The organism is Paenibacillus pectinilyticus, from assembly GCF_001700435.1.
Classification (GTDB): domain Bacteria; phylum Bacillota; class Bacilli; order Paenibacillales; family NBRC-103111; genus Paenibacillus_E; species Paenibacillus_E pectinilyticus.
In genome coordinates, this window is record NZ_LYPC01000025.1 from 1 (window position 1) to 17,431 (window position 17,431).

A 17,431-nucleotide genomic window follows, 5' to 3' on the forward strand; every position below is an offset into this window, starting at 1 on the left:
TCTCGAACACGACCGTTAAGCCCTCCAGCGTCGATGGTACTTGAACCGCAGGGTTCTGGGAGAGTAGAACGTTGCCAAGCGCACAGTAAGAGTCTTTCTGGATTTTTTCCAGAAAGACTCTTTTTTTTATATCTGTAAATGTTGCTTTTTTAACCATACTAATCCTTACGAGGAGGGATAGCGATGGAGACAAAAAGCAGCATGAGATGGATCAGCAGGGTGTGTCTTTGTTCGTTAGTAACATTAATGGTGAATGGTTGCTCCACCAAGATTGAAGAAGTGAAGGAGGAGGCCAATCCACTTCATTCTTTGACCAATCTAGGAAGCGTTGGACCTGCCCCTATTCAAGAAGCGAAGAAGATGCCGGTTGTTGCGGCGAAGTCAGCTTTGCAGAAGCCTGCGAAACCAGTGGTCAAGGGGATTTACGTTTCGGCTTGGTCCTCCGTAGGCAACAAATTTGAGCAACTCATTGATCTCGTGGAACGTACCGATTTGAACGCCATGGTCATTGATGTTAAGAATGACTCTGGTCAAGTGACATACCCTTCAAATGTTCCTATGGTGAATGAGATCGGGGCGAATAGCCACGTCATTATACATGATTTGAAAGCAAAGCTGCAGAGATTGAAGGAAAAGAATATTTATACCATTGCTAGACTGGTTGTTTTTAAAGATCCTTATTTGAGCAAAAAGAAAAGCACGTATGCTCTGAAGAACCGAAGCGGCGGCGTTTGGAAGGATGCGAAGGGGATAGCTTGGGTGGATCCTTTTAAGAGAGAAGTGTGGGACTATAATATCCAAATCGCGAATGAAGTGGCGAGCCTGGGCTTCGATGAGATTCAGTTCGACTATGTGAGGTTCCCAGAGAATGGGCCGAAGGTGAACCGTGAGGTGCTGTTTGATAACCCTCAGAAGCTAAGTAAGGCGCAGGATATTGCGAGTTTTCTGCAACAAGCGAAGGAGCAGATCGGAGATAAAGCCTATATTTCGGCCGATGTGTTTGGCTTAACGACCTCCTTACCTGATGATATGGGAATTGGACAGGACTGGGGGATGATCAGCAAGCATGTTAATTTTATATCGCCAATGTTATACCCATCTCATTACACCACAGGGATTTACGGCGTCAAAAGTCCGGATTTACAGCCTTATGCGATCGTCCACCAGGCGATCCACGATGCCAATGTGAAAAACCTGCAGTTAGCCAAAGCTAATCGTCAGATCGCTCAGATCAGGCCGTGGTATCAGGATTTTACAGCGACGTGGGTAAAGCCGCATAAGACGTATGGTGCGGTGGACGTGAAGGAGCAAATTAAGGCGGCCAAGGAGCAAGGGGTGGAGCAGTTCCTTTTATGGAATCCCAGCAGCACCTACTCCTATCGTTAACCGAATTGACTTATTCGCAGAGGCAGTAGGCAGTGGGCAGGTCCTTTCCCTTGACACGAAAAATAGGCTTTTGTTAAGATTGCAATCATATACAAATGAATGAACAGAAGCTTATGAATCAAGCTTTCTTACGATAGAGGGCTTTAAGGAGGACATGGTACGCTGTGAGAGAAGACAAGTTTGGCAAAGAAGGGTTAACGTTTGACGATGTGTTGTTAGTGCCGAGAAAGTCAGAAGTGTTCGGTAAGGAGATCGACGTTTCAACGGTACTTGCTCCAGGTGTGAAATTAAATATTCCATTCATTAGTTCCGCAATGGATACCGTGACGGAATCCGCGCTAGCAATTGCCATGGCTCGAGAGGGTGGCATCGGGATTATTCATAAGAATATGCCGATTGAACTGCAAGCTGAGCACGTTGATCGTGTGAAAAGATCGGAGAGCGGCGTTATCACAAATCCGTTCTCATTAACACCTGAGCATCATGTGTATGATGCGGAAGAGCTAATGGCGAAATACCGTATATCCGGTGTTCCGATTGTGAATGCGGAGAATCGTTTGGTGGGTATTTTGACGAACCGTGACTTACGCTTTGTACATGACTATTCCATTAAAATCAAAGAAGTGATGACGCAGGAAGGGCTTGTAACGGCACCTGTCGGAACGACCCTAGCGCAAGCAGAAGGCATCCTTCAAAAACACAAAATTGAGAAACTGCCTTTGGTAGACGAGAATTTCGGTCTAAAAGGTCTAATTACCATTAAAGACATTGAGAAGGCTATTCAGTTTCCTAACTCAGCGAAAGATACGCAAGGCCGTTTGCTCGTTGGTGCAGCTGTCGGTGTATCCAAAGATGTGCTAGAGAGAGCAGCAGCGCTTGTAAAGGCTGGCATCGACGTTATTGTCGTAGACTCAGCGCACGGTCACCACATTAATATCGCAGAGACCGTGAAGAAGCTGAGAGCGCAATATCCAGAGCTCCCTATCATTGCGGGGAACGTAGCGACAGGTGATGGAACGCGCGATTTGATTCAAGCTGGAGCTTCTATGGTGAAGGTAGGGATTGGTCCTGGATCAATCTGTACAACTCGTGTCATTGCAGGGATTGGCGTGCCGCAAATTACAGCGATATATGATTGTGCTCAAGCAGCGGCTGAGTTCGGAGTTCCGATTATTGCTGATGGCGGAATCAAGTACTCCGGTGATGTGGTGAAAGCCATCGCAGCGGGAGCGAGCGCGGTGATGATCGGAAGTCTTTTCGCGGGAACGGATGAGAGCCCGGGTGAGTCTGAGATTTTCCAAGGGCGGAAGTTCAAGGTATATCGTGGAATGGGCTCTTTAGGTGCCATGAAAGAGGGCAGCAAGGACCGTTACTTCCAAGAGAACGAGAGCAAGCTGGTTCCGGAAGGAATTGAAGGCCGTGTGGCTTACAAAGGACCGATGGCGGATACAGTGTATCAACTGGTGGGCGGACTTCGTTCAGGCATGGGCTATTGCGGCGCGCGTAACATTCAAGAATTGATTCATGATACGCAATTTGTTCGCATTACAGGTGCAGGTTTGAAAGAAAGTCATCCGCATGATATCCAAATCACGAAAGAAGCACCGAACTATTCCATGTAGAGGAGAGACTTTTAGCTTCGGCTAAAAGATCCCTATATATTGCCACAATACGGATGAAATGAGAGGCGTGGGGACTTAACCCACGTTTTCTTTTTTTTGACATGTGCTAGTTGAACGTTGCAGCCGTTTATTTCGTCTAATGGGGTGTGCTACAATATAAGGTATTGTAAGTCTTGTCCAAACATCATCTAGGGAGAGTGAAATTGTGAGATTTTTAAGTTTTACAAGGAAAAAGGTTGCTTTGGTGTTAGGTGTTAGCTTAATTGCTCAATCCCTACTTTTACATATACAGCCAACCTACGCGGCAGATACGAAGAAGGCAGCGGCTACGCCAACGCCTACAGCGGTAACAACCCCTGCCCCGAGTGCGGGGAGTACGCCAACAGCTGCACCGAATGAGCCCCAGCCGTTAGCGAAATCTGCGATTATTATGGAAGCCAGTACGGGTGCAGTTTTGTATCAAATGAACGCGGATGAAGCCTTCCCTCCGGCAAGTATGGCGAAGATGATGACGGAGTATTTGGCTATGGAGAGTATCAAAGAAGGCAAATACAAGTGGGATTCACCAGTCACAGCGAGTAAGAATGCGGCTGACGTAATCGGTTCTGGACAGTTGATCGCTGAGAATGAAACGCTGACGTTCAAAGATATGTTCAGTGCGATGTCGATCTATTCGGCGAACGATGCATCTGTAGCTTTTGCGGAATTGCTTGGAGGCACGGAAGAGAATTTTGCGAAAATGATGAATGAGAAAGCCAAGCAATTAGGCATGTCGGATAAGGCTCATTTCATTAGTGCAACAGGACTTTCACGTTCCGATCTCAAGAATCCACCTGCTTCCATTGATGGAGAAACGAAGATGACGGCTCGTGATGCCGCTATTCTTGCCTACAATATTTTGAAAGATCATAAAGAAATCTTGGAATTCACGAAAATTCCTTCGGCCAAGCTAAGACCAACAGATAAGACGCCGATGATCAACTGGAACTGGATGCTCGAAGGAAATTCGACGAATGTTAATTTTAAAAAGTATGCGTATCCAGGTCTTGATGGTCTGAAAACGGGTTCTACGGATGATGCGGGCTACTGCTTCACGGGAACGGCAGAACGTAACGGTATGCGTCTGATTACAGTTGTTATGGGGACGAAAACAGAGCCAGAACGTTTCAATGAAACACGTAAACTGATGGACTATGGATTCAATAATTTCGAAATGAAACCGTTCCTGAATGCGAAACAAGCGATAGATTCTTTGAAAAGTGTAAACATTAAGAAGGGTGTACAATTAGAAGTACCTCTTGTAACAAAATCAGGACTAACATTCGTTGCTAGAAAAGGCGCGAAAGACACAGATTTCCAAGTGACGACAGAGTCTGTGGAAGAAAGCAAGCTTGTCGCTCCGATTGCGAAAGGCGATACGCTCGGGAAAGTCAAAGTAAGTTACAATGGCCAAGATAAAACTGTAGATTTGATTGCTGATGCTGATGTGGAAAAAGGCAGCTGGATCCGACTGTTGTTCCGCTCCATTAAAAACTTCTTCAGCGACATGTTTCATGGGATCAAAGGCAAAGCATAGGCCAGAAAATGGGTTGTATAATACCCTTCCTTCATGTAAAATTGTTGTTTAGAAGTTTATTATCGAATCGTGTAGGGAACTACACCGAAATTGGCATAGAAGCTATAGGAGGAAATAAAGAATGGAAACAGGAACTTCCCGCGTTAAAACTGGTATGGCCGAAATGCAAAAAGGCGGCGTGATCATGGACGTTATGAACGCTGAGCAAGCAAAAATCGCAGAAGCAGCTGGCGCGTCCGCTGTTATGGCACTTGAGCGCGTACCTGCAGACATTCGTGCTGCTGGTGGCGTATCCCGTATGGCTGACCCAACAATTGTTGAGGATGTCATGAAAGTAGTATCCATTCCAGTCATGGCGAAAGCAAGAATCGGACACTTCGTTGAAGCAAAGGTTCTTGAATCCCTAGGCGTTGACTATATCGATGAGAGTGAAGTACTGACTCCTGCGGATGAAGTATTCCATATCAACAAACGTGATTTCACCGTTCCTTTCGTATGTGGCTGCCGCGATCTTGGTGAAGCACTTCGTCGTATTGGTGAAGGTGCATCCATGCTTCGTACCAAAGGTGAGCCAGGAACAGGTAACATCGTTGAAGCGGTTCGTCACATGCGTACAATTCAAGGTCAAATTCGCAAAGTACAATCCATGTCTTTGGACGAGTTGATGTTCGAAGCGAAAACGCTTGGCGCTCCTTATGAGCTCTTGCTGCAAATTCACCAAACAGGTAAATTACCTGTTGTTAACTTCGCAGCTGGCGGTGTAGCTACACCTGCTGATGCAGCGTTGATGATGCACCTTGGTTCTGATGGTGTATTCGTTGGATCCGGTATTTTCAAATCCGACAGCCCAGAGAAGTTCGCGAAAGCGATCGTTGAAGCGGTGACGCACTACACAGATTACAAAATGATCGCTGAAATCTCCAAAAACCTAGGTACCCCTATGAAGGGAATCGAAATTTCCAAGCTTCAAGCTTCCGAGCGTATGCAGGAGCGCGGCTGGTAATGACGAAGATTGGGGTTCTCGCGCTGCAAGGCGCGGTAGCGGAGCATATACGCGGTATTGAAAAGGCGGGCGCGGAAGGTGTCGTTGTTAAACGCACGGAGCAGCTCGCTGAGCTCGACGGCATCATCCTCCCAGGCGGAGAGAGCACAACGATTGGTAAGCTTATGCGTACGTATGGCTTCATCGAGGCGTTACGTGAATTCTCTGCAGCAGGAAAGCCTATCTTCGGCACCTGCGCGGGGTTGATTGTCATCGCGAAAGAGATCACCGGGCAACCGGAAGCTCATCTTGAGCTGATGGACATTACGGTGGCTCGTAACGCATTCGGTCGTCAACGCGAGAGCTTTGAGACGGACTTGCCGATCAAAGGCATTGACGAGAACGTTCGCGCGGTATTCATTCGAGCCCCACTTATTGAGAAAGTGGGACCGGATGTTGATGTACTGGCCACGTATGACGGCCAGATTGTTGCCGCGCGGCAAGGGCATCTCCTTGCGGCGTCGTTTCACCCGGAGCTGACGGATGATTTCCGTCTGCACAGTTATTTCTTAGACATGGTAAAGCAAAGCCAAGCATAATACACGGTTCAAGCACCTTGATTTAACCGGGATTGCCGGTATGGGTGCTTGCTTCCATATACAAACCATTTTGCGCTAACGGAGGAATCTCCTTGTTTGATGTAAAGTTACTTCGAAGTGATTTAGCAGCTGTACAAGCTGCCATGCAAAACCGCGGCAAACAGATCGAGGAGCTGAATGGTTTTACAGCTCTAGATGTGAAGCGTAGAGAGCTGCTGCAAGAGACTGAGCAGTTGAAGAACCGCCGTAACACCGTGTCGCAGGAAGTAGCCGGTCGTAAAAGATCTGGTGAAAATGCTGATGAGCTGATTCAAGAAATGAAAGTGGTCGGAGACCGCATTAAAGAGCTGGATGACGAGATTCGTGTCTTGGACGAGTCTTTACAACAGGTTCTTCTCTCCATCCCTAATATGCCGCACGCAAGCGTTCCTGTGGGCCGTACAGAAGAAGAGAACGTTGAATTGCGCCGTATCGGCGAGATTCCATCGTTCGATTTCGAAGTGAAGCCGCATTGGGAAGTTGCGCAGGAGCTCGGCATCTTAGATTTCGAAGCAGCGGCGAAGGTAACGGGTTCGCGTTTCGTGTTCTACAAAGGGCTTGGCGCTCGTCTAGAGCGCGCTTTGATCAACTTCATGATGGACCTGCACAGCGATGAGCATGGCTATGAAGAAATGCTGCCTCCTTATATCGTGAACCGTGATAGCTTGACGGGAACAGGACAGCTTCCGAAGTTTGAGGAAGATGTGTTCAAGATAGAGAACTCGGAATATTTCTTGATTCCAACAGCAGAAGTACCGGTCACGAATTATCATCGTGAAGATATTCTAACGAATGAACAGCTGCCGGTTAACTTTGTGGCGTTCAGCGCTTGTTTCCGTTCGGAAGCAGGATCTGCTGGTCGCGATACACGTGGGCTAATCAGACAGCACCAATTCAACAAAATTGAGCTTGTAAAGCTTGTAAAGCCCGAAGACTCCTATGAGGAGTTGGAGAAGCTTACAGGGCATGCTGAGCGCGTCCTACAGCTTCTGAAGTTGCCATACCGCGTGCTGTCACTCTGCACAGGTGATATTGGCTTCACATCGGCGAAGACGTATGATCTGGAAGTGTGGCTGCCTAATAGCGGTGCCTACCGTGAAATCTCCAGCTGCTCGAACTTCGAAGACTTCCAAGCGCGCAGAGCGAACATTCGCTTCCGCCGCGATGCGAAAGCGAAGCCAGAATTCGTACATACGCTGAACGGATCGGGCTTAGCGCTTGGTCGGACAGTTGCTGCGATTCTTGAAAATTATCAGCAAGCAGACGGGTCGATCGTCGTTCCAGACGTGCTTGTTCCTTACATGAACAACGTAAAAGTGATCACGAAAAAATAGCACTTGCATCGAGCTGTGATTATGTGCTACAATGCTTTTTGTCACTGCACAAGGTCGTCTCTCTAATCAGAGACGCCTATCGTGGAGAGGTGGTCGAGTGGTTTAAGGCAGCGGTCTTGAAAACCGCCGAGGTCGCAAGGTCTCCGTGGGTTCGAATCCCACCCTCTCCGTAGCCAAGGTAATACCCAACCAAAAAGTCATGCGATTCTTCGAAATCGTGTGGCTTTTTTTGTTTTTGTTTTTAGGGCAGAAAGGGCGTAGTGAGATTTACAAAATCTACATGATAAATTAACGAAGCGTGTGTATTTTGTACCTTGCACTTTTTTTATAATGGACAAGATTATCCCATTATGAGGAGAGTGAACTACATTTTGAAAACTCGAATAAAATCTCGTGTCATTTCATCTATAACGGCGGTACTCGTTTTATCTGGGTTAATTCCGACGGCAGCCACAGTCATGGCGGATACGACAACAACGACGACGACAAATACGACTAATACAAGTGCTAATCATGTTGTTATTAGTGAGATTTATGCTGGGGGGACGGGGAATGATACGAGCAAAGCTGCTTATTCCCACGATTTCATTGAGCTATACAATCCTACTGATGAGGAAATACCTCTATCAGGATGGTCGTTACAATATGCAACAGCAAAAAGTTCTTCATGGTATGTAATTCAATTAGGAACGAAGACTCCATCTATAAAGGCTCATGGCTATTATTTAATTAAGATGGGTACAAGTAATTTAGCCGGTGGGTATATTAAGTCGTTAGACGATTCTTATGCAGATGCAATTGCCAATAATCCAACTACAGCTGATATCAATAAAGATGGATCGAAGATTGCCTTGGTTAAAAACACGATCAATGCAATTACTACTGCGGATCCTAGAATAGATACCTTATCTGGTAATTTAGTTGATTTAGTTGGCTTTGGAAAAGGCAGTGTAGCTAATCCAAATGCAACAAATTCACCTAACGCTTATGAAGGTAGTGGGTTTCCACCAGACGGTTCTTATCAAAAAACGCTTGTTCGTAAAGGGATAGATCCTACAAGCTCCAATATATATATTCCGACTAGTAATATTAATGGTTACGGTAATGGACTAGATACTGATGATAATATTAATGATTTTGTTATTCTCAGTGGAGTCAGTTATGTCAATCCTCAAAACAGTCAATCCCCACTAGAACCCTTCATTCAAGGGTCTGTAGATGATAACAATAAAACAGTAACCATTGATACATACAGAGCCGTGAGCTCTTCTGATTCTAGCTTTACGATCAATCTGGCTACCCAGACCGGTAAGATAAGAGCGGGTGCCTTGATTCAAGGTACAGACTATGTTCTAAGTGGCTTACCTGCTGGTTTAACAAGCACAGCGATAGGGCTTTCAGATAGCTCTAATAACTCCATTACTTTTGAAATCGGAGGAACAGCTGCTGTTGATGTCTTGGCAAGTGCAAGTGTGAGTGTTCAGGTCTATACGCATGCATTAAACACACCTATTTATGGTGATTCGTGGACGATTGGAGGGATTACGCTCCAGCCTGCGACACCGAAAGTGACAGCGGCACTTACAGATACTACGGTTTCTATGTCTTCTGCTACAGCAGTGAGTTCAGCAGACTCAAGTTTTGCTGTTCAATTAAGTAAGGGCACGATCAAAGATGGCCTGCTACAAGCTACGGATTACTCAGTAATCGGCCTACCAAGTGGTTTAAGTATTGAAGCCACCGGTGTTGCTGCAGCGAATACAGTGAACTTCAGAGTCTACGGAACGGCTGCCCAGCCTATTTTAAATGACGTGAACCTCTCAGTCGTTTTGAAAAAGGAAGCTGTAACCGCAGGTGCTACGCAAGATTCCGATATCATTTCAGGCATCACATTGAAACGGGCATCGGCGCCTCTTCTAACAGATACCGATCGGAAGAACAGTGTTGTGAATGTGTTGAAGCAAGCGAATGCGTTCCACTCTGATTTATATGACAAAAACTATAAGTACAGTGAAATGAGATCATCCGCTTTTAAATTTTATCGTGGAAATAATCCCGTTTTCTTTCAGGATCTAGGTACACCTGTTTTACCTATTCCCGCAGCGTGGAAAGACTGGAATCAGGTAGACACTTGGATTGAAGGCGATGCGCATACGCGAAATGTTGGTTTTTTTGACCATAACGATGGCAAGCCGTATTTCGATGTGAACGATCAAGATGAATCATTGAAAGCACCGTTTTATTTCGATTTAATCCGATTCATCGCGAGTATTTATGTAACGAAGGACGATGTTTCGGGAACTAAAACGGCAACTGCTGCGGAAACAAGACAGGCTGCTAAGGATTTCTTAGAGCAGTATAAAACGACGCTCGAAAGCGTCAGAGGTAATGATACGGAGAATACGACGGTACTTGATGAGAGCTTTATGGCTCAGCATGGTTTCAGTTATTCGGGGTATATGTTGAAAACGTTCTTCGGCAGCTCGCCAACGGGTAACGAAGGACTTCTAGATGGGATTACGAACAGTAGCTTCCTAGATGGGTATTCGCAAGTTACCGATGGCCAACGGAAATTAAAGAAAATTGCCCTTCCAACCGATGCGAAGAATGGTAATGAAAAAGTACTTGCCACTACACCAGCTGAAGAAAGTGAACTTAAAGCCAACTGGTCAACGTATGTGAACCAAACACGTCTAAGTTCAGGAGACAAGGCGTCCTATTTTGCCATCAAGGATATCGGGCGTGTGATTGAAAAAGGATTAGGCAGTATCGGTGTTAGAAGATATTTCGTTCTGATTGAAGGCCCTACAAGTGATCCAAATGATGATATCATCCTCAATGTGAAACAGCAGAAAATGCCTGCTATGGTAGGCAACACGTATAAGCCACTGGATTACTCGGCATATGTGGATCATGACGCTGACCGCACGAAGACTGCTTACGATGCCTTATCCGCGGTGGAAGATCCTTTTATCGGGTCATTAAACGGCTCTGCGAAAACGTTCTTGGTCCGCCAATTGTCAGCATATGACCGTGATTTTAATGATAAGAAGTTTTCAAGTTTTGCGGACTATCAAGATTTCCTCAAGGCTTCAGCTATGGCTTATGCGTATACACATGCGCGTGCAGATCGTAATCTCGGATATAGCTTCGAGGACAGTGTAAGCACGATCTTGAACTCGGATTGGAGTACCATTCGCGATACGATGGTGAATCTAGGTGAGGATTATGCGAAGCAAGTGGTCGCGGACTATAATCAGTATAAAATTGTTCCTAATGCTAATTTGATTGATATTACCGATTTGAGTGCTTTGACGATTACGGGAGGGACAATTTCCCCTGCATTTAGCAGTAAACAGACTTCTTACACGATGAGCGTTGGAAATAGCGTGTACGCGATGACCGTAGCTCCAGCAACGATTGATCCTGCCGCTACGGTATTGGTAAATGGGACTTCCTATGTGGGGGCGACACCTCGAACGGTTGATTTAGCCGTCGGTAGCAATACGGTCACGGTTGTGGTTACAGCACAGGATTTATCAACGAAGACCTATAAGATAACGGTAAACCGAGATAGCTCTAGTGGAAGTGGAACAGGGACGCTCCCAGCCGCTCCAGAATCGACAAGCACTGTTGAGAAGGGCAATACAGCAGTTACAACGACTACGGATGTAAAAAGCACGCTAGACAGCGCTGGGAAGGCTACAGCCTCCCTAACAAGCAAGCAGGTGACTGATGCTCTAGCTAAAGTGGCCGATAGTCAGACTGTCGGGAAAGATTCTGTTCTAGAGATCAAAACCGTTGTTGATTCGGCAGCTAAAGAAGCCGTAGTTAGTCTACCAACCGAAGCATTTGCTCTTATTGCGGGCAGCAAAACCGATACACTTACGTTATCAGCGGGTCTTGGTAAGCTTTCCTTAGACAAACAGGCCATCGGTGCTGTACAAGCTGCCGCGACTAGCGGTACAGTGGATATTTCAATCCGCAAAGCTGATCTTCAGGCGGTAACTCAGAATTGGACGCCGGCTGCGAAGGAAGCACTGGCAACAGCGGTGAATGGCCGCCCTGTTTTCGACTTCACCATCACAGCAGGTGGAACTAAAGTCTCCACTTTCAACGGTGGTTCTGTAGAGGTTCAAGTACCTTACAAACCATCCGCAAATGAAGATCCGAATGCGATTGTGGCCTATTACATTGCTGATAATGGCGAGCTGGTCAAAGTAACGAATAGCCACTATGATGCAGCTACAGGTTCTTTAGTTTTCCATGTTAGCCACTTCTCACGATACGCGGTTGGTTATTCCCCTGCGACTTTCCGAGATACGGCAGAAAGCTTTGCTAAGAGCTACATTACGTACCTAGCGGCTCGTAATATCATCAACGGAACAGCGGACGGTGTATTTACGCCAAAAGCACAAATCAGCCGTGCTGACTTCACGCTGATGCTGGCACGCATGGCTGGTGTGAAGCTAGACGCTTATAAAGCGTCCAGTTTCAGCGATGTGAAGGCGGACAGCTATTATGCCCAGTCTGTACAATGGGCATCCGATAACGGCCTTACAAGCGGTGTGCGTGCAGGTGAATTCGCACCTGGGGCTAATATCACACGTGAGCAGATGGTCACGATGATCGCAAGGTTTGCTAAGCTGCAGAAGATTAGCTTGCCGCAAACGACAGCCGCGGCGGCCTTCGCGGATGCGGCTGAGATTCCCGCTTTCGCGGTAGATGCAGCGAAAGCGATGCAGCAAGCAGGCATTATTTCCGGGAAATCGGGAAATACCTTTGCACCGAAGGATTTTGCTTCGCGTGAAGAGGCAGCGAAGATGCTGGGTATGGTTTTACAACTCAGCGCGAAATAAGTTGTCATCACAAACACTTACTCTCCCATCACGAATTCGATTCGTGGCGGGGAGTAGGTGTTTTTTTACATGGATAAAAGACAGGGCGCTTCCGCATTTTAATCATGTGGAGGTGTTACTAATGAGCAAATCAGATAAGCCTAGCGTGAATCAAGCTGAGATTGTGAAAGAGTGGGAGAGCGTGATGCCAACCATTCTGCAGCCTGCTGATACAACTCGAATATGGGCAGATGAAAGCGACGCGGACGCGATCCGCGTGCACATTTTGACGGCAGGGCATACCGGCTACTCCTTTGATTTTAAAGTGACGTATGTTGACGCAAGAGAAGTAAAGGTTGAGCTGACAGACGTTCAGCAAGGAACCACGCACATTGATGAGCGAGGCGATGTCGTACAGTCGTTGATCGATGATTATGTGCGTCATATTCATGAGTGTGCGCAGGCTTTGCAGAAGGTCACTAACGCTTAGTGCGAGGAGGACATATCGATGACCAAGCAGAAAAGTCCAGATAAAAACCTGCAGAATGTAGCCAAGGATTTGGATACCGATGCAGTCAACAGCCATAATGCGCAGCAGATCCAACAAAAGGTCAATGACCATCGACATCAGGATGCATTGAATCACGATGGCAACTAGTTCGTAAAAGGAGGATGAGGAAGTATGGCTAAACAGAAATCGTATTCCGCAGGAGATAATCTCGTTAATAACGGTTCCGTGAAGAATCGAAATAATCAAGGCGGCAATCAAGAGCCCTTGTCTGGGTCTAAAAAGGTGAAAAACCAGAACCATCATGGTGGACATGCAGCAGAAGGCCATGGTCACGGTGGATAGAGAGCGGAAATGAAATTATTTTTAACCTAGATGATTAAAAAAACGAAAACCGGTCATACTATTATTGTCGGCAAGCAGAGAGGTGTGGTTCCGTTGGAGCAATTAGCGAAAGCGAAACAACCATTGCAAAGAGGACTTTTCTACCTGTTATAATCAGGCTGGAGGGCGATGTGCTAAAGACACTTACCGTGTTTTATACGCAGATTTAACTTAAGTTTTTGTGTAACAAGGTTCAAGGAAATATCATCAATGCCGACGAAAAAAGAACCCTTAGGGGTTCTTTTTTTCATTGTCTATGGCTTCATGGAATCAAACTTCGTCGTCAGTAATATTCATTTCACGAGCGGCGAAGGATTTTTCAAGAATGACTTGTGGCTGCTTCTTATGGTTCATTAATAACCGGATACCGCCTCCAATTAGGAGCAGGGCTACAATCAAAGTTTGACTGAAATTATTGATCCAATACATATAGTTTCGCGAAGCGAACTGATATAGGAATAGACGAAGCCGGGCTAACTTACCCCTGCACAGTTATGAAAAAAGAGTGAATCGTGAGATTCACTCTTTCTCTTTATCATTGATGCAATCGCAGACTAATGCAAATAGAAAAAACGCGCACCGATTGAACATCGATACGCGCTGATAGCTTAGTTTGGATTAACCTTTCATCGCACCGATTGTGATCCCTTGTGTAAAATGCTTCTGGAAGTAAATGAAGATGGCCAGCACCGGAATTGTCGCAATGACGGCGCCAGCCATCGCTACGCCATAGTTCATCTCGTTCTCGATCGTACTCTGCGCGATCTTGATGCCGAGCGGCAGCGTGAACAATTCTTTCTTCGTCAGCACGATCAGCTGCCAGACGTAATCGTTCCACGTAGAAACGAACGTGAAGATCGCGAGTACGGCAAGACCAGGCAGGGCAAGCGGCACAATAATGCGCCAATAAATACTGAACTCGCTGCAGCCGTCGATGCGTCCCGACTCGATCAGTGCCGTCGGCAGTGTCTGAATGAACTGCTTAATTAAGAACACACCGAACGGCCATGCAACAGCGGGCAGTATGACGCCCCAATAGGAATTGATCAGCTTAAAGTCAATCAAAATCTGGTACAGCGGAATAAAAAGCACAGCATGCGGTAGCGACATCGCGGCGACGATCATGACGAATACTGGCTTGCTCGACTTGAAATTGATCTTGGCCAGCGCATAGCCGGCAAGCGAGCTGCACAGCAGCACGAGAAACGTTGTTGCCATCGTCACGAGCAAGCTGTTACCGAACCATCGCATGATGGGATAGTCATTAAAAATATGTGTGTAGTTAAGGAACGATGGTGTCTTCGGGAACCATTCCGGCGGGATTTGCATCGATACACGCAAATTTTTGAATGAACCTGTGACCATCCAATAGAATGGCCACAGAAAGAACAATGCGGCAAGCAGTAAAATTGTATGGGATACCCATTGCAAAGGGCTTGTTTTCTTCATTTTGCGCATCCTCCTCCTAATATTCAATATCCGACTTGAGCGCCCGGAATTGGACCAATGCGATCAAACCGATCAATATGCAGAGTATGATGCCCATAGCGTTCGCCAAACCATAGTTCAAGTTTTTGAAGGCTTCGGTATAAATTAGCATCAGAATTGTTGTTGTTTTGTAGGCCGGACCTCCGCCGGTCAGCAACAGGATAATGGCGAATACTTGGAACGCGCCAATCGTACCCGTTACGATAACGTAAAGTAGGCTAGGTCTGAGCAGTGGCAACGAGATGCGGAAGAACGTATCTCGCCCTTTCGCCCCGTCCATGTACGCAGATTCGTACAAATCTTTCGGGATGCCGTTCAAGCCAGCGCTCAACACGACGATCGAACCGCCCATTGCGAGTGTGATCATAATAATGGATAAGGACATAACGCCGTACTCCGCTCCAAGCCAATTGACCGGCTCAATACCTAACTTCTTGAGCGCAAAGTTAGCGATCCCGAATTGATTGTTGTACATGTATTCCCATACCATGGTCAAACTGACAGCGGATGTAACGCCGGGGATATAGAATGCCGCTTTAAAGAAAGACTGCTTCAAGTGCGACATATTCTGAATGCCCACCGCGACCAAAAGCGACACCACCGTCACCGAAGGTACGATAATGAGCACGAACATGATCGTATTCCGAATAGCCAGGATGAACGTTTCATTGTGGAATAGCTCGTTGTAGTTATGAAACCAATCAAAATAATAATGTCTGAAGTCAAATGTATACATGCTCATACGGATTGCTTTAGCGATTGGATAGAAAAGAAAGGTGACGAAAAACAGCATCATCGGCAGTATAAACAGCCAACCAGTCACTTCTCTTCTCGCCGTCGTGTTCATACGCCGGTAGAGTGCTTTTATCATCGTCCCCATCCTTTGCCATGATTATGGGAAGGGCGGGAGTCACAGCAAAGAATTTCGCCTCTGCATGAGTCCACCCGCCCTTTTGGAGCTTGCTATAAACGTTTGCTAACGGATGCTATTTCTTATATTTCGCGATAATGTCGTTGTTCTTCTTCGCGATCGCATCGAGTGTTTGTCTTGGTGTCGATTGCTTGATGAACATCTTCTGCATCTCTGGGAACATGGCAGCTCTCATCTCACCGTAACCGATAACGCCCCAGCCCGGATCGATAACCGGCCAGTCTCCGGCTTTCGTTACGTTTTTGTTGAAGAAGTCAAGCTCTTTGTCGTCTTTTGTCCAAACAACGTCTTTACCGAATACGTTGAATACCTTGCCACCGCGGTAGGGGAGGTCGGTTTGCTGCCACATCCAAGCGAGGAACTTCTTACTCCATTCCACTTTCGTCGCGTCGGAGTTTTTGAAGACAGCACCGTTACCATATTCAATCTTCAGAGCGGACTTGCCAGGCATCGTAGACGGGAAGTTTACCAGCTCGTAGTTAATTGGTTTGGTTGCCGTTCCGTCGACAAGTGCTTGTGCGATACCGGTCAAAGTACCTGCGGATGCAACAAGAATACCGTTCTTATGTTGTTTGAAATAGTCGCCAGCGTTGACGGCTGATACCGTTTCCGGGTGCGGTGTGACGAGGCCTTCGTCAACCAACGATTGGAAGAATTTGAGCGCATCTTCCGATTTCGGGTCATCAGCAGCGACATATTTCGAATAATCGTCATTAAACAACCTAGCGCCATAAGCAAAGATTGTGTTGTTGTACAGCTGGTCGCCCGTCTCGTTAAGTCCGAACATGGTGAGACCATATACGCCTTTATCTTTGTTTGCTACGGCCTTCATCGCGGCTTTGAACTGATCCGGGGTCCACGTGCGGAACTCATCTTGCGGCAGCAGGTTGGCAGCGCCGGCATCTTCCCACAGGGAGCGGTTGACCAACAACGCTACGGGGCTTGTCGAATACGGCATAATCATCATGTTGTTGTTGATGGACGTCATCTTCATCAGCATCGGATTCTTCATGAATTTATCCATATCTTCTTTCGGAATAACGTCGTTCAGCGGTTCGATTGCGCCCAGTTGTGCCCATGGAAGTACGCGGCCGCCATAGTCGAAGATGATGTTCGGCGTCGTCTTGGCTGCCATGGCTGCCGAGACCTTCTCGTTAATGCCATCCCAAGGAAGCGTTTCAGGTTTAATCTTGACCGTCGGGTGAAGTTTGTTCCATTCCGGTACCAAGTATTGAGTTACCCAATCGTCTTTATCCGTCGCATTCAGCTTGAGCTGCGGAGGCATCCAAATATTGAGCTCAATGTTTGGATCAGGCTTTGTGGACGTTGCTGTGGAAGCTGTTGCCGTTGTTGTTGCCGATGCGGAAGCGGAAGCTGTTGGACTGCTGGAAGCTAATCCTCCACTGCTGTTGCTGCAGCCTGCTAATACCGTCAGCGCTAACGTACCCATTAGCGAAGCGTGTGCGGCTTTCGTTTTCAGTGCATTTTCTAACCAACCCATACACCATTCGACCTCCCTATGAGATTATGAAACCATGGAATCGCAGTTCCGATTCCGCCTTCACCATAGCACCCGCAAGCTCATTCATATAAGGGAAATTATTCAAGAAAGGGGTGGGGATTTAAAGATTTGTCCCCCATATATAAATTTTCAATATTTTATATGTAAATGGATCATTATTTGCCGGTGAGTAAAGGTGTCCGGCCCTGGTGAATTGTGCTCATGCTTACTTGAGGAGCTGCT

The 17,431-nt window shown here is 46.7% G+C and carries 15 protein-coding genes, 1 tRNA gene and 1 rRNA gene; 14 read left to right on the forward strand and 3 right to left on the reverse strand.

The features are described from left to right. From rrf to A8709_RS34680, 14 genes are all read left to right on the forward strand, one after another. Window positions 1-80 (forward strand): 5S ribosomal RNA (rrf, locus tag A8709_RS35725); the annotation flags it as partial. 103 nt (window positions 81-183) lie between these two features. Continuing rightward, window positions 184-1,386 carry a putative glycoside hydrolase gene (locus tag A8709_RS19920; protein ID WP_141692599.1) on the forward strand — a complete coding sequence of 401 codons (1,203 nt, stop codon included), beginning with the start codon at window positions 184-186 and terminating at the stop codon, window positions 1,384-1,386. A gap of 164 nt (window positions 1,387-1,550) precedes the next feature. Then, window positions 1,551-3,008, forward strand: coding sequence for an IMP dehydrogenase (guaB, locus tag A8709_RS19925; protein ID WP_065854405.1), 1,458 nt, complete (start codon window positions 1,551-1,553; stop codon window positions 3,006-3,008). A gap of 205 nt (window positions 3,009-3,213) precedes the next feature. Beyond that, window positions 3,214-4,584, forward strand: a complete 1,371-nt coding sequence (locus tag A8709_RS19930; RefSeq protein WP_244163264.1) for a D-alanyl-D-alanine carboxypeptidase family protein — start codon at window positions 3,214-3,216, stop codon at window positions 4,582-4,584. A gap of 121 nt (window positions 4,585-4,705) precedes the next feature. Continuing rightward, the gene (gene pdxS, locus A8709_RS19935) at window positions 4,706-5,587 is read left to right on the forward strand and encodes a pyridoxal 5'-phosphate synthase lyase subunit PdxS (RefSeq protein WP_065854409.1); all 882 of its coding nucleotides are present in this window, start codon (window positions 4,706-4,708) and stop codon (window positions 5,585-5,587) included. After that, window positions 5,587-6,165 (forward strand): pyridoxal 5'-phosphate synthase glutaminase subunit PdxT, encoded by a 579-nt coding sequence (pdxT, locus tag A8709_RS19940; RefSeq protein ID WP_065854411.1) that lies wholly within the window; start codon window positions 5,587-5,589, stop codon window positions 6,163-6,165. The genes pdxS and pdxT overlap by 1 nt, the downstream gene beginning before the upstream one ends. Window positions 6,166-6,257: 92 nt before the next feature. Next, window positions 6,258-7,538 (forward strand): serine--tRNA ligase, encoded by a 1,281-nt coding sequence (gene serS, locus A8709_RS19945; RefSeq protein ID WP_065854413.1) that lies wholly within the window; start codon window positions 6,258-6,260, stop codon window positions 7,536-7,538. Window positions 7,539-7,621: 83 nt separating this feature from the next. Then, window positions 7,622-7,708, forward strand: a tRNA-Ser gene (locus A8709_RS19950). A gap of 201 nt (window positions 7,709-7,909) precedes the next feature. Then, a complete protein-coding gene (locus A8709_RS19955) occupies window positions 7,910-12,397 on the forward strand; it encodes a DUF2252 family protein (protein ID WP_065854415.1) in 4,488 nt (1,495 codons plus the stop codon). 121 nt (window positions 12,398-12,518) lie between these two features. Continuing rightward, window positions 12,519-12,866 (forward strand): hypothetical protein, encoded by a 348-nt coding sequence (locus A8709_RS19960; protein ID WP_065854417.1) that lies wholly within the window; start codon window positions 12,519-12,521, stop codon window positions 12,864-12,866. Between the two features lie 18 nt (window positions 12,867-12,884). Next, a complete protein-coding gene (locus A8709_RS34675) occupies window positions 12,885-13,034 on the forward strand; it encodes a hypothetical protein (protein ID WP_167357130.1) in 150 nt (49 codons plus the stop codon). A 24-nt stretch (window positions 13,035-13,058) separates the two neighbouring features. After that, window positions 13,059-13,229, forward strand: a complete 171-nt coding sequence (locus A8709_RS34155; RefSeq protein WP_141692600.1) for a small acid-soluble spore protein P — start codon at window positions 13,059-13,061, stop codon at window positions 13,227-13,229. Between the two features lie 30 nt (window positions 13,230-13,259). Then, window positions 13,260-13,382, forward strand: a complete 123-nt coding sequence (locus A8709_RS35470; protein ID WP_279615885.1) for a hypothetical protein — start codon at window positions 13,260-13,262, stop codon at window positions 13,380-13,382. A gap of 96 nt (window positions 13,383-13,478) precedes the next feature. Next, window positions 13,479-13,625: a hypothetical protein gene (locus A8709_RS34680; RefSeq protein WP_167357131.1), complete on the forward strand. Its 147-nt coding sequence runs from the start codon at window positions 13,479-13,481 to the stop codon at window positions 13,623-13,625. Window positions 13,626-13,886: 261 nt separating this feature from the next. Here the strand turns inward: A8709_RS34680 and A8709_RS19965 are convergent, their stop codons facing one another. From A8709_RS19965 to A8709_RS19975, 3 genes are all read right to left on the reverse strand, one after another. Next, complete coding sequence (locus tag A8709_RS19965) at window positions 13,887-14,717, reverse strand: carbohydrate ABC transporter permease (protein ID WP_065854419.1); 831 nt, start codon at window positions 14,715-14,717, stop codon at window positions 13,887-13,889. 16 nt (window positions 14,718-14,733) lie between these two features. Then, the gene (locus tag A8709_RS19970) at window positions 14,734-15,627 is read right to left on the reverse strand and encodes a carbohydrate ABC transporter permease (protein WP_167357132.1); all 894 of its coding nucleotides are present in this window, start codon (window positions 15,625-15,627) and stop codon (window positions 14,734-14,736) included. A 115-nt stretch (window positions 15,628-15,742) separates the two neighbouring features. Further along, complete coding sequence (locus tag A8709_RS19975) at window positions 15,743-17,188, reverse strand: extracellular solute-binding protein (protein ID WP_065854421.1); 1,446 nt, start codon at window positions 17,186-17,188, stop codon at window positions 15,743-15,745. Between the last annotated feature and the right edge of the window lie 243 nt (window positions 17,189-17,431).